Consider the following 13592-nt stretch of genomic DNA (forward strand, 5'->3'; position numbering starts at 1 on the left):
GGGTTGCCGCAGCCGTTGCGGGCGGTGGTGGGGTTGGCGTTGGCGAAGGATCCGCGGGATCGTCCGAGTGCGCGGGAGTTGCTGGACATGCTCCTGGGCGACCGCCCGGTGCCGCGACCGGTCGCCGCCCCGCCGGCCCCCGGCGGCCGCAAGCTGGTCACCGCCCTCGCCGCCCTGCTCATCGTCGCCGGTCTGACCATCGTCGGGCTGGTCGTCGCCGCGACCCGCGACCTGCGGCCCGCCACGTCCTCGCCGCAGGCCGCCGCGAACTCGACGCCCGTGCCGTCTCCACCGGCACGGTCGCCGTCGCCGCCATCGGCGCCGCCCCTGACCCGACCGGCCACACCTGCCGGCAGCCCCACCCCCGCCAAGGCCGTCCCCAACCCGGGACGCCGCAACCTCGCGCTGCACCGCCCCGTGTCGGCCTCCAGCTCGGAGGGAGCCGCCTGGGGCCCGGAGAACGCGGTCGACGGCGACCGCGACACCCGCTGGAGCAGCGGGTTCAGCGACCCGCAATGGCTGACGGTCGACCTCGGCGGCCGCCGGCTGCTCAGCGAGATCCGGCTGAGCTGGGAGCACGCGTACGCCGAGAGCTACCGCGTGGAGATCTCCACGGACGGCCGCAGGTGGAAGCAGCTGTACGCGACGGCCGACGGGTGGGGCGGTGACCTGACGATCGACGCGGAGCAGACGCCGGGGCGCTACGTGCGGGTGTACGGCACCCGGCGCTCCAGCCGCTACGGTTACTCGCTGTTCGAGCTCGAGGTGCGCTGACCCGGCTCCCCGATGGTCACGCAGCACCGGCCGGGCCCCGGGTCGAGCCGCGCGCACCGGCCCTGGGCGCCGACGACCGTCAGCAGCCCGTCGATGAGGTCGAGGTTCATCCCGCACACCAGCTCGGTGTACTGGCCGGCGAGGCGGTGGAACGGGCAGTTGGCGAGGACGACCTCGCCGTCGGCCGTACGCGGCTCGTAGCCGTTGCGCTCCAGCACCGACATCAGGTCCAGGGGCGCGTCGCCGGGCCCGCGTTCCTCGCCGAGCACCCTGCCCGTCGTCCGGGCCGCCTCGCGCAGGGCCTCGCCGACGGGTACGCCGTCGCGGGCGGCGACGGTGACCGCCTCGGCCAGCACCTGCCCGGCCAGGTCGTACCGGCGCTCGGGCAGGCTGACCGAGATGTCGCGACCGGCCCGGCGGTAGAGCTTGGCCGGGCGGCCGGCCCCGGGGCCGCCGCGGCCGGGTGGGCGCCTGTACTCGACCTCCAGCAGCCCTTCGGCGACGAGCTTGTCGAGGTTGAACTTCGCCACGTGATGGGCGATGCCCGTGGCGGCCGCCGCGGCCTCGCGGCTCACCGGCTCGTCCTGGGCGACGACGTAGCGGTACAGGTCCCTGCGCACGGGTTCACCGAGCGCCGCGACGCTGGCCACGTCGGCCGCGAAGTCCTCGGACATCGGACCACCTCCGCCTTCCACTCTAACGGACACGCATGTTGACGAAATCAGCCGGGCGCTCTAACGTCAAGGAAAATCTCCGTTAGAGAAGGGGCCTCCTCATGACGAGCACCGCCATCCGCCCGGTCCACGGCGTCACCACGATGGATCTCGGCGCGGCGACCGAGGCCGTCCGGGATCTGCTGATGGCGCTGGGCCAGGATGTGCACTCCGAGCATCTGCTCGACACCCCGCGCCGGGTGGCCTCCGCATATTTCGAGCTGCTCACCCCCGAGCCGTTCACGCTCACCACCTTCCCCAACGACGACGGCTACGACGAGCTGGTCCTCGTCCGTGACATCCCGTTCCGGTCGCTGTGCGAACACCACCTGCTGCCCTTCCACGGCGTCGCCCACATCGGCTACCTCCCCGACCAGCGGATCGTCGGCCTCTCGAAGCTGGCCCGCGTCGTGGAACACTTCGCGCGCGGACTGCAGGTGCAGGAGCGGCTCACCCGGCAGATCGCCGACTACCTCCAGCTCAACCTGGAGGCCAAGGGCGTCGCCGTCGCCCTCGAGGCGGAACACATGTGCATGTCACTGCGGGGCGTACGAGCCACGGGCACGACGACGGTCACGTCCACGCTGCTCGGCCTGCACCGCCAGAACCCCGCCACCCGCGCCGAGTTCTACGCCCTCGCCGGCGTGAGGAGCTGACATGACCACGAACCAGCGCATCTTCGTCATCGTCGGCGCCGGACTCGCCGGCGCCAAGGCGGCCGAGGCCCTTCGCGAACGGGGATTCGACGGCCGGGTCGTGCTGATCGGCGAGGAATCCGACCGGCCGTACGAGCGCCCGCCGCTGTCCAAGGGCTACCTCACCGGCGAGGCCGGCAAGGACTCGGTTTTCGTCCACGACGAGGACTTCTACGCCGCGCACTCCGTCGAGCTGCTCACCGGCACCGCCGTCACGGCCCTGGATCCCGCCGGGCACACGGTCTCCCTGTCCGACGGCACCACCCTCGGATTCGACAAGGCGCTGATCGCCACCGGCTCGCAGGCCCGCCGCCTCACGGTTCCCGGCGCGGACCTCCCCGGCGTGCACCACCTGCGGACGAAGGCCGACGCGGACGCGCTGGCCACCGCCGCGGCCACGGCCACGGCAGCCGTCGTCATCGGCGCCGGCTGGATCGGCAGCGAGGTCGCCGCGTCCCTGCGGAGCCGCGGCCTGCCCGTCACGATCATCGAGCCCGCGTCCCTGCCGCTGGAGCGGGTGCTCGGCCGGGAGGTCGGTCTCGTCTACCGCGATCTGCACGCCGGGCACGGCGTCGACCTGCGCCTCGGCGACGGGGTCGCGGCCCTGCACGGCACCGGACGGGTCGAGGAGGTCGTGACCACCGCCGGCGCGCGGATACCGGCCGACCTGGTGGTCGCCGGCATCGGGGCGGCACCGCGGATCCAGCTCGCCGCCGATGCGGGCCTGACGGTCGGCGACGGGGTCGTCACCGACGAGTACCTGCGTACCAGCCATCCCGACATCTTCGCGGCCGGCGACATCGCCGCCGCCTGGCATCCGCTGTTCCGCGGCCGGCTGCGGGTCGAGCATTGGGCGAACGCCCTGAATCAGGGCGCGGCCGCCGCGGCGGGCATGCTCGGCGCCGGGGAGGCGTACGCCCACGTCCCGTACTTCTTCTCCGACCAGTACGACCTCGGCATGGAGTACACCGGCCACTGCCCGGAATGGGACCGGGTGGTGTTCCGCGGCGAGCCCGGCACCGACGGCTTCCTCGCCTTCTGGCTGCACGACGGGATCGTCGCCGCCGCGATGAACGCGAACGTGTGGGACGTCAGCGACCACCTTCAGCAGCTCGTCCGCGCCCAGGTCCGGGTGCCGCAGGAGCGGCTGGCCGACCCGGACGTCCCGGTGGAGGAGCTCGTCAAGGCAGGGTGACGGCTACTCGCCGGTGCTCGAGGTGCTCGAGGTGCGCTGCAGATCGCCGTAGCCGCGGCGGGCCTTGCCCGCGTACATGGCGGCGTCGGCGATGCCGATCAGCAGGTCGCGGTCCGCGCCGAGGCCGGGCCGGGCCTGCGCCACCCCCGTCGTCACCCCCACCGACACAGTGGTGTCCAGGAGCGGGATCGGCGCCCGTACCGCCTCGGCGATCCGGTCGCGCAGCCGGCCCGCGTCCACCCCGGCCTCGCCCCGGCACAGGATGAGGAACTCGTCGCCGCCGAGCCGGCCGACCACGTCCTGCTCGCGGACCGTCGCGACGAGCCGGGACGCGACCGTCCTCAGGACCGCGTCGCCGGCCGGGTGGCCGTACCGGTCGTTGACGGGCTTGAAACCGTCGAGGTCGCACAGCAGGAGGGTGACCTCGTCCAGTGCGCCGCGGTTGAGGTCCTGCAGGGCGCGGTCGATCTCGGCGGCGATGTGCCGCCGGTTGCACAGGCCCGTGAGTTCGTCGTGCGTGGCGTGATAGGCGAGCGTCTGCTCGGCCTTGTCGCGCTGCGCCGACAGCAGCCGGATCCGCAGCAGCACCAGGGGTACGACCAGCAGGGTCCCCACCGGCAGCAGCAGGCTGGATGAGCCCTCCCCGCGGATCACCTGGACCGCCGCGATCAGCGGGTTGGCGCTCAGCGCCAGGGCCAGCCAGCCGAGCCGCTGGCGGCTGACCACCGTCCCGGAGCGCGGCGGCACGGTCACCGCCGCGGCCTCCGGGTGCACCGGCGCGGCCGCGATCGTCAGGTACGCCGCCAGCATCAGCTCGGCGCTCCAGACACCGCTGTCCCCCGGTCCCAGCGACGACGTGACGGTGGAGGCCAGCGTGAGGATCACGGTCAGCACCAGGTAGCCGAGCGTGCCACGGCCGGCCCGGCCCATCGTGCCCAGGCGCAGCAGGCAGCCGGCGACGCCGAAGAGCACGAGGAGGTCGCCGAGGAGCAGAGCCTGGCCCATCGGCGGGGCACCCGCCGGCAGGTGCGGGCGGATCACCCACTCCCAGAGCGGGCCGCCGGCGCAGAGACCGAAGAGGGCGGCGTCGATGATGCCGCCCGGGTCTGCGCTCGCCCGGCGGCGCAGGGCCGCGGCGGTGCCGGCCAGGAACAGGGTGTGTGCGAGGGACTGGGTGAGGTCGGTCGGCGAGCCCTCGGCCCGGCCGAGGTGCAGTCCGGCGATCCAGCCGGGCCAGATCAGCTGCTGGGTGGTGAGCAGCACGAGCCCGGCGACGGCGGTCAGCCAGGGCCGGCGGTCGGGCAGGTTGCCGCTCGCCAGAGCCGCCAGGAAGGTGACGATCGGCAGGACCGTGACCGCGGTGTAGACCAGGGCGCGCCGGTCCGGCCCGGCCAGGGCGTACGCCGTACCGGCGACGGCGAGCAGGCCCAGGAACCCGGCGTGCACCAGCCAGGCCGGCACGGTGGCGCGCGGCCAGCGCATCAGCGGAGTCCTTCCGTCGAGGTCCACGTGCCTCATCGGCCGCACGGGTCCGGACCTGAGGACGGGCCCCCGCGCCCGGTTACCGTCTGGTAGCACTCCGAGCATGATAGATGTGCCGGCGTCGATGGCACAGGTGCTCCTGAGCGCGGTAGAAGCCTCATATCGGCCGCTTCCGCGCCGATGGGTTTCTGGTGCAAGCACGTCGCGGACCGGATGCAGCCCTGGTAACGCCGCTGGTCTGTGTCCCGTACGTGGCCGCGACCTGGCCGGCCGGGCATCGTCCCGCCATGGCGCTGATCCTCGCCACCCTCGTGCTGGGCGCCGTCGTGATGCGGCGGCGCGGCACGTCCCAGCAGGTGGCGGCCCTGGTCTTCACCACTGTCGGATACGCGGCACTGGGATTGCTGGACGGCGGGGTCGCCGGTCCCCTCGGCGCCCTGCTGCCGTTCTCCGTCATGGTGTACGCCGCGACCATGCCGCCCCGGGCCTTCGCCCTTGCGGCAACGCTCTCGGCTACGGCGTACTGGGCGGTCGCGATCGGCGGCGGTCCGGCGCCGATCGGGTATGCGGCCGTCTACACCGTGGCCTTCGCCGGCATCTCGCTGCTCTGCCTGCGCTATTCGGCGGCGATGGCCTCGCTGCGGCGGCGGCTCGACGTCCTGTCACAGCTCGACCCGCTGACCGGATGCCTCAATCGCCGGGGCTTCGACGCACGCCTGGCCGCCGAGGTCGCCGAGGCCGAGCGGACCGGCGAACCCCTCGTGCTGCTGCGGCTCGACCTGGACCGGTTCAAGCAGGTCAACGACACGTACGGCCACCAGGCGGGCGACGAGCTGCTGGCGTGGACCGCGCGCACCCTGAAGTCCCAGCTGCGCGCGCACGATGCCGTCGGCCGCCTCGGCGGTGACGAGTTCGCAGCGGTGCTCACCGGTCCCGACGCCGAGGCGGCCGCCACGCTGGTCGAACGGGTCCGGGCCGCCCTGAACGGCGTCGCGGCGGGCAGCATCGGCTACGCCTGCTATCCGGCCGAGGCGACCGGCATCGAGGCGTTGCACCACCGCGCGGACCAGCGCGTCTACGTCGCCAAGACGGGCCGCGACCGCCGGCCGCCCGGGCCGGCCGCCGTCGCCCGCGCCCGGGCCGCCGCCGCGCCGCGGCAGGAGCCCCGGGTGTCCCGGCACGAGCGGCGCCGGCGGGCGATCGCCGACTCCGGCCGGCTGGGGATGGTCGACCCGGGCGTCGGGCTGTTCTACGTGGCCTTCTTCGCCGCGGGTCACCCGCACCGGCTCGCCATGGGCGTGCTGCTGGCGGTGGCGGCGCTGATCGGCGTGGCGACGCTGCGGGTGGCCTCTCCGCTGAGCCGGTACGGCCGGGTGGGCCCGGCGATGTTCGTCCTCGGCGTCGTGCAGTTCAGCATCGCCGGGACCGTGGTCTGCCTCGACGGCGGCGCCGACTCCACGCTGGCGCTCGGGCTGTTCGCGCCGCTCCCGCTGATCGCGCTGACCACGCCGAGCGTGGGGCGACCCCTGCTGGCCGTGATCGTCGCCGGTTACCTGGGCATCGCGGTCTCGGTCGGTCACCCCGATCCCTGGTACGTGGCGATGCACCTGGCGGGCGCACTGGGGGTGTCGGCGCTCTGCGGGCACAAGGGCCGGATCGCTGCGCGGCGGCGGCGACAGCTCAGCGAGTTGTCCCGTACCGATCCGCTCACCGGATGCCTCAACCGGCGCGGGTTCACCGAGCGGTTCGCCGCCGAGCGGCCGGCGGCACTGGTGCTGCTGGACCTGGACGGCTTCAAGCAGGTCAACGACATGCACGGGCATTCGGCCGGCGACGAGCTGCTGATCTGGGTGGCCGCGACGCTGCGGCAGCACGCGCGGCCCGGCGGCATCGTCGGCCGCCTCGGCGGGGACGAGTTCGTGGTGCTGCTCGACCGGGACACCGCCGCAGACCCGGGGCGGACCGCCGAGACGCTGCGGGCGGCGCTCGCCGAACGCACCGCCTGCAGCGCCGGCGTGGCCGTCCCGGGCGAGCACGGCGAGGACTTCGACACCCTGTACGCCCATGCCGACGCGGAGCTCTACGCCCGAAAGGCGGCCCGGGACACCGCCGGCCTCTAGGCCGCCTCGGCGAGGATCCAGCGGCCGCGGCCCATGCGCTTCGCGCGGTACATCGCGGTGTCGGCGGCCCGCAGCAGCGCGGCGGGGCGCCAGGCCGAGCCGGAATCGGTGCCGGCCGTCCCCGCGATGCCGATGCTGGCACCGACGGTGTACCAGGCACCCTCGTGCTCGATCGGGACCGCCACGTCCCGCAGGATCCGGTCGGCCGTACGGATCGCGTCGCCGCTGCCGAGCCCGGCCAGCACCACGGCGAATTCGTCGCCGCCGAGCCGGGCCACCGTGTCGGCGTCCCGGACCGCGGCCCGCAGCCGCTGCGCCACGGCCTGCAGGATGGCGTCGCCGCCGCCGTGCCCGGCGCTGTCGTTGACCGCCTTGAAGCCGTCCAGATCCAGGTAGAGCAGCGTGCTGCCGGGCGGGGACGCCTCCAGCGCCTCGCTGAGCGCGGCCCGGTTGGCCAGGCCGGTCAGGGGGTCGTGCCGGATCTGAAAGCTGAGCTGCCGCTCGGCCCGCTCCAGCGACCGCAGCGCGCTGGCGAACCGGGCCAGGACGAGCCCGGTGGTGATCAGGGTGGCGGCGAACAGCATGAGCCGTTCGGTCTCGGCGTACCCGGTCCGGGAGAAGAGCACGAGGGGTGCCGTCAGGAGGGCGACCCCGAGGAACCAGATGCGGGCGGGGTGCAGCGTCGGCGCCCGGCGTGCGGCCGCCGTCAGCTCCTCGCTGCCCGGGTGCAGGGCCGCCGCGACGAGGATCGCGTTGCTCATCAGGATCACCGCGGTGCCGACGCCCATCCCCAGGTCCTCCGAGGGGATGAAGCTCGAGCCCAGGTCCGAGGCGATGCGCAGGACGGCGGAGAGCAGCAGCAGCCGGGTCGCGCCGGTACGGGTGCCCGGGGACAGGATCAGCAGCAGGACGCCGGCGAGGATCACGATGTCGCCGAGCGGGCCCATGACGTACAGGTAGGCGCCGAGCGGGTCCGCAGCCGCGTCGGCCAGGAACGGCGAGATGAAGGCGACCCAGATGACGATGGTGACGGCCGTGGCCAGCGTCAGCATGTCCAGGACGGCCGGGCGAAGCCACCGGCCGGCCCGGCGGCGCGCCATCCCGACCAGGGCCGCGCCGTACGCCAGATAACCGAAGGTCCACAGCGCCGCCTCGACGACCCCGTCGTCCGTGCCGTGCAGCACGAACGTGGTCACCGGGTACACGGTGTCGCCCGCGAGCCAGGCGATCTGGCCGCAGGCCACGTACAGCCAGGGAAACCGCTCCTTGCTGCGCCGGCGCGCCAGCGCCGACCTGGTCACCAGCACGCAGATGACCAGGTACGCACCGAAGTAACAGCTCTCACCGAGGGGCGTGCCCGAGGCCACGCCCGCCACCAGGGCGGCGAGGGCGGTCAGGGCGAGGTACAGCGCCAGCATCCGACGGGTCACGACGACTGGTTCGGTCGCCGCGGCGCATCGCGAGGCCTCCGGGCGACTTTGCTCCCGAACTACACCGGCGGGACGGCCGGTCGGTTGGTGTTCGGTTGCGAGCGCGTCACCGCTCTTGGCCCCGGCCATGCCGGGCCTGATCGCGCAGGTGGACCAGCACATCGCCCAGATCCGGGCGGTGCGTGCTGGCCGCCGGGACCGCCTGAGGCAGGCGCCCCCGCCCGCGCGGTGGCGGACGGAGGCGCCGGGTTCGGGTCAGCCGAAGGTGCGGTTGCCCTGCTCGTCGGGCACGTCGGCCTCGATGCGCTCCTTGCGGACCTCGCCGCCGACGGTCTGCTGCTCGGTGACCGTCTGCTTGCCGAGGCGCACCCGCTCCACCGGCACGGCCTCGGTGTCCACCACCGGCCGCTCCGCGTGCAGGGTGACTTCGTGCTCCTCCTCGCTGATGTCCGGGCCGTCCAGCGCCTTACCGACGTTGGCCTCGGTGATCGGCTCCCGCTCGAGGCTGACCTCCTCGTGCTTCACCGGCACGGTGACCTGCTGCTGCTCGGTCACGACGTACTTGCGCAGCCGCGCGCGGCCGACCTGCTCGCGCTCGGTGCCGACGTTGAGCCGCTCCTCCGAGCGGGTCATCGCGTCGTCGGTGTTCGGCCCGGAGGTGTCCTGGCCGACCGAACCGGCCGTGTCGGTCCCGGTGTAGGAAGCGTTGCCCGCCGCCGTGCCGGCCTCGTACGCCCGATAGCTGTCGTCCCAGCTCAGCCCGTAGTACGAGTACAGCTTGCCGACCTCGTCCGCGGCGAGCGGCTCATCGTGCGAGGCGTCCACGTTCGGGGCGTCCTTGACCGTGGCCTTGTCGAACGGCACCACGAGGCGATCACCCTGCAGGTCGGCGTCCTGCAGCGGGACCAGCGATTCGTGGAGACCGAACAGGCCCGTCTTGATGCTCGCCCACGCGGGCCGGCCGATGCCGTCGCCCCATACCTGGCCGATGCTGCCGATCTTGTCACCGTCGCGGTCGTACACCTCACGGCCGTACAGCGAATGCACTTGCTCCTGCGCGATCACGGGGTTGTCTCCTTTCGGTGGTGTGACCCTCAGCTACCCCCGACGATCTCTGCCACGCGCGCCGAAAATCACTATTTCCGGTGGCCAGCAACAGGTTTGGGGAGGGAACCGGACGGCCGATCACCAAGGCCCTCATAACGCTGGGTCAATGCGCTTCCCGCTCGGTCAGCCACCGGTCGATGCACGCCAGCAGGTCCTCCGCGTCGACCGGTTTCGTCACGTAGTCGCTGGCGCCGGAGCTCAGGCTCTTCTCGCGGTCGCCGTGCATCGCCTTCGCGGTGACGGCGATGATGGGCAGGCGGGCGTACTTGGGCATCGCCCGGATCGCGGCCGTCGCGGCGTAGCCGTCCATCTCCGGCATCATGACGTCCATCAGGATCAGGTCGACGTCGTCGTGCCGCGCCAGCACCTCGATGCCCTGGCGCCCGTTCTCCGCGTAGACCACCTCGATGCCGTGCAGCTCGAGGATGTTCGTCAGCGCGAAGACGTTGCGGGCGTCGTCGTCGACGACCAGGACCTTGCAGCCGGTGAGGCGGCCGATGGCGATGCCGCCGGCGTCGCCAGCCGGGCCGCCGGCCGGCACCCGCGGCAGGACGTCCTCGCCGGCGCCCGCCGAGAGGTGCAACGTGATGCGCTCGCGCAGTTCGTCGAGGCTCGGCAGCAGTTCCAGCGGGCGGGTGTGCGACAGCGCCTGGAGCAGGGTGTCCTGCGCCGGGGACAGCTGCCGGCCGTGGTAGGCGAGGACCGGAAGGTCGCGCAGCTCGCTGCGGTCGTGCAACGCCTTGAGGAAGACCGAGCCGCTGTCGTCGGGCATGGCGAGGTCGAGGACCACCGCCTGGAACGCCCCGCCCCGCAACTCGGTCATCGCGGCGTCGGCGTCGACCGCCGTCACCACCTCGACGACACCGTGGGTGTGCGCCACGGCGGTCGCCGCGCCCTGGGCGAGAAGGGTGAGCAGCCCGAGCGGCGCGCCCTCGACGACGAGCAGGCGACGGCCGCCACCGGGCCTCGAGGAGGTGTCACCCTGGGGTTCCTCCCGGCCGGGGGCGGCGTCCGTGGCGTCCTGGGGGACGGCTTGGCCCGGCGAGGCCTGCGCCGGCAGGTAGAGCGTGAAGGTGCTGCCGTCGCCGAGGCTGCTCCGGGCCCGGATCTCACCGCCGAGCAGGTGCGCGATCTCCCGGCTGATGGACAGGCCGAGCCCGGTGCCACCGTAGCGGCGGCTGGTCGTGCCGTCGGCCTGCTGGAACGCGTCGAAGATGGCGCTGAGCTGCTGTTCGGCGATGCCGATGCCGGTGTCGACCACGCGGAAAGCCACGACGGTGTCGTGGTCGGCGAGCATCGGTGACACCTCGTCGGCCCGGGCGAGCTCGATCCGCAGCCGGACCTGCCCCTCCTCGGTGAACTTGACCGCATTGGACAGCAGGTTGCGCAGGATCTGGCGCAGCCGCTGCTCGTCGGTGAACAGCCCGGCGGGCACGTCGGCGGCGGTGGAGACCTCGAAGGCGAGCCCACGGGAGGTGGTCAGCGGCCGGAACGTCTGCTCGACGTAGTCCAGCAGAACGCGCAGGTCGAAGGCCTCCGGCGTGATGTCCATCTTGCCCGCCTCCACCTTGGACAGGTCGAGGATGTCGTTGATCAGCTGGAGCAGGTCCGTGCCGGCGGAATGGATGACGTTGGCGTACTCGACCTGCTTGGCGCTGAGGTTGCGGGTGGGGTTCTGGGCCAGCAGCTGGGCCAGGATGAGCAGCGAGTTGAGCGGGGTCCGCAGCTCGTGGCTCATGTTGGCGAGGAACTCGGACTTGTACTTCGACGCCAGGGCGAGCTGCTGCGCCCGGGTCTCCAGCTCCTGCCGTGCCTGCTCGATCTCGGAGTTCTTCGTCTCGATGTCGCGGTTCTGCCGGGCCAGCAGGCTCGCCTTCTCCTCGAGCTCGGCGTTGGACCGCTGCAGCTCCTCGGACCGGGCCTGCAGTTCCTCCGAGCGGGCCTGGAGCTCCGCGGCGAGCCGCTGCGACTCGGTGAGCAGCACATCGGTACGGCCGTTCGCCACGATCGTGTTGACGTTGACGCCGATCGTCTCCATCAGCTGATCCAGGAAGTCCCGGTGCACGGCGGTGAACGGGGTCATGCTCGCCAGTTCGATGACGCCCAGGACCTGGTCCTCGACGACGATGGGCAGCACGATCAGCTGGACCGGCGTCGCCGCGCCGAGGCTCGAGGACACGGAGAAGTAGTGCCCGGGCAGGTTGTCGACGACGATGCGCTGTTTCGCCAGGGCGGCCTGGCCGACCAGCGACTCCCCCAGGGCGAAGCGCCGCCCGGCGCTGTTGTGCCCGTAGCCGCCCACCACCCGCAGCTCGGCGCCGGAGGCGTCGTCGACCAGCAGGAAGGTGCCCAGCTGCGCGTCGACGAGCGGCACGAGCTCGTTCATCACCTGGGTGGCGACCACCTCGAGGTCGCGGTGGCCCTGCATGAGGCCGGAGATGTGGGCCAGGCTGGTCTTGAGCCAGTCCTGCTCCTGGTTCGCGCGGGTGGTCTCGCGCAGCGACTCCACCATGAAGTTGATGTTGTCCTTGAGCTCGGCCACCTCGCCGGAGGCGTCGACGGTGATCGACCGGGTCAGGTCGCCGGTGGCCACCGCGCTCGTCACCTCGGCGATCGCCCGTACCTGGCGGGTCAGATTGCCGGCCAGCTCGTTGACGTTCTCCGTGAGACGCTTCCAGGTGCCGGAGACGCCCTCGACCTCCGCCTGGCCGCCGAGGCGCCCCTCGCTGCCGACCTCCCGCGCCACGCGGGTCACCTCGGCGGCGAACGCGGACAGCTGGTCGACCATCGTGTTGATGGTGGTCTTCAGCTCCAGGATCTCGCCGCGGGCGTCGACGTCGATCTTCTTGGTGAGGTCACCCTGCGCCACGGCCGTGGTGACCTGGGCGATGTTCCGGACCTGGCTGGTGAGGTTGTTCGCCATCGAGTTGACGTTGTCGGTCAGGTCCTTCCAGGTGCCGGCGACGCCCTTCACGTCGGCCTGGCCGCCCAGCCGGCCCTCCGTACCCACTTCGCGGGCGACCCGGGTGACCTCGTCGGCGAAGGACGACAGCTGGTCCACCATCGTGTTGATGGTGCTCTTGAGCTCGAGGATCTCCCCGCGCGCATCCACGGTGATCTTCTGCGAGAGGTCGCCGCGGGCCACGGCGGTGGCGACCTGGGCGATGCTGCGGACCTGACCGGTCAGGTTGCCGGCCATCGAGTTCACCGAGTCGGTCAGGTCGCGCCATGTGCCGGCGACGCCGCTGACCTGCGCCTGACCGCCGAGGCGGCCGTCGGTGCCCACCTCGCGGGCGACCCGGGTGACCTCGTCGGCGAAGGACGACAGCTGGTCCACCATCGTGTTGATGGTGCTCTTGAGCTCGAGGATCTCCCCGCGCGCATCCACGGTGATCTTCTGCGACAGGTCGCCGCGGGCCACGGCCGTCGTCACCTGGGCGATGTTGCGCACCTGGCTGGTCAGGTTGCCGGCCATGAAGTTCACGGAGTCGGTGAGGTCCCGCCAGGTGCCGGCGACCCCCGGCACCTCGGCCTGACCGCCGAGGCGGCCCTCGCTGCCCACCTCGCGGGCCACCCGGGTGACCTCCGCGGCGAACGACGACAGCTCGTCGACCATGGTGTTGACCGTGTTCTTGAGCTCGAGGATCTCGCCGCGGACGTCCACGGTGATCTTCTGCGACAGGTCGCCGCGCGCGACGGCCGTGGCGACCTGGGCGATGTCGCGTACCTGGTCGGTCAGGTTGCCGGCCATCGCGTTGACGGAGTCCGTCAGGTCCTTCCAGGTGCCGGACACCCCGGGCACCTCCGCCTGGCCGCCGAGCTGCCCCTCGGTGCCGACCTCCCGGGCCACCCGGGTCACCTCGGAGGTGAACAGCGAGAGCTGGTCCACCATGCCGTTGAAGACCGTGGCGATCTCGCCGAGCAGGCCGTCGCCGTCCTGCGGCAACCGGGTGCGGAAGTCGCCGTCCCGCACGGCGGTCAGGCCCGCCAGCAGCTGCCGCAGATCCGGATCGGCCACCGCCGTCCCCGCGCCCGTCCCGTTCTGGTGCGGCTGACCCGCCATGTCCTCGCCCACC

The 13592-nt window shown here is 72.5% G+C and carries 9 protein-coding genes; 4 read left to right on the plus strand and 5 right to left on the minus strand.

What is annotated here, in order from left to right; translation table 11 throughout:
• Positions 1-774 (plus strand): discoidin domain-containing protein (locus AB0368_RS19250; protein ID WP_366155242.1); only part of this gene is annotated, 774 nt, incomplete at its 5' end.
• On the opposite strand, the gene AB0368_RS19255 is transcribed toward AB0368_RS19250, so the two are convergent.
• Positions 744-1448 carry a helix-turn-helix domain-containing protein gene (locus tag AB0368_RS19255; protein ID WP_366155243.1) on the minus strand — a complete coding sequence of 235 codons (705 nt, stop codon included), beginning with the start codon at positions 1446-1448 and terminating at the stop codon, positions 744-746. The genes AB0368_RS19250 and AB0368_RS19255 overlap by 31 nt on opposite strands.
• A gap of 143 nt (positions 1449-1591) precedes the next feature.
• Here AB0368_RS19255 and folE point away from each other — a divergent pair, with 143 nt between their 5' ends.
• Together folE and AB0368_RS19265 are read left to right on the plus strand one after the other, a co-directional pair.
• Complete coding sequence (gene folE, locus AB0368_RS19260; protein ID WP_366155536.1) at positions 1592-2143, plus strand: GTP cyclohydrolase I FolE; 552 nt, start codon at positions 1592-1594, stop codon at positions 2141-2143.
• 1 nt (position 2144) lies between these two features.
• Complete coding sequence (locus tag AB0368_RS19265; RefSeq protein ID WP_366155244.1) at positions 2145-3377, plus strand: FAD-dependent oxidoreductase; 1233 nt, start codon at positions 2145-2147, stop codon at positions 3375-3377.
• A 3-nt stretch (positions 3378-3380) separates the two neighbouring features.
• Here the strand turns inward: AB0368_RS19265 and AB0368_RS19270 are convergent, their stop codons facing one another.
• Entirely contained in the window at positions 3381-4859 is a 1479-nt protein-coding gene (locus tag AB0368_RS19270; RefSeq protein ID WP_366155245.1) for a GGDEF domain-containing protein, read from the minus strand.
• Positions 4860-5146: 287 nt separating this feature from the next.
• Between AB0368_RS19270 and AB0368_RS19275 the strand changes: the two genes are divergently transcribed.
• Entirely contained in the window at positions 5147-6979 is a 1833-nt protein-coding gene (locus AB0368_RS19275) for a GGDEF domain-containing protein (protein WP_366155246.1), read from the plus strand.
• On the opposite strand, the gene AB0368_RS19280 is transcribed toward AB0368_RS19275, so the two are convergent.
• The 3 genes from AB0368_RS19280 to AB0368_RS19290 all read right to left on the minus strand — a co-directional run bounded on the left by AB0368_RS19280 (position 6976) and on the right by AB0368_RS19290 (position 13579).
• Positions 6976-8409, minus strand: coding sequence for a GGDEF domain-containing protein (locus tag AB0368_RS19280; RefSeq protein ID WP_366155247.1), 1434 nt, complete (start codon positions 8407-8409; stop codon positions 6976-6978). The two genes, AB0368_RS19275 and AB0368_RS19280, sit on opposite strands and share 4 nt — an antisense overlap.
• Before the next feature lie 255 nt (positions 8410-8664).
• Positions 8665-9474, minus strand: a complete 810-nt coding sequence (locus AB0368_RS19285; protein WP_366155248.1) for a PRC and DUF2382 domain-containing protein — start codon at positions 9472-9474, stop codon at positions 8665-8667.
• Between the two features lie 145 nt (positions 9475-9619).
• Positions 9620-13579: a HAMP domain-containing protein gene (locus AB0368_RS19290; protein WP_366155537.1), complete on the minus strand. Its 3960-nt coding sequence runs from the start codon at positions 13577-13579 to the stop codon at positions 9620-9622.
• Positions 13580-13592 lie beyond the last annotated feature (13 nt).

This window comes from Actinoplanes sp. NPDC051475 (assembly GCF_040689425.1).
In the GTDB taxonomy this organism is placed as follows: Bacteria; Actinomycetota; Actinomycetes; order Mycobacteriales; family Micromonosporaceae; genus Actinoplanes.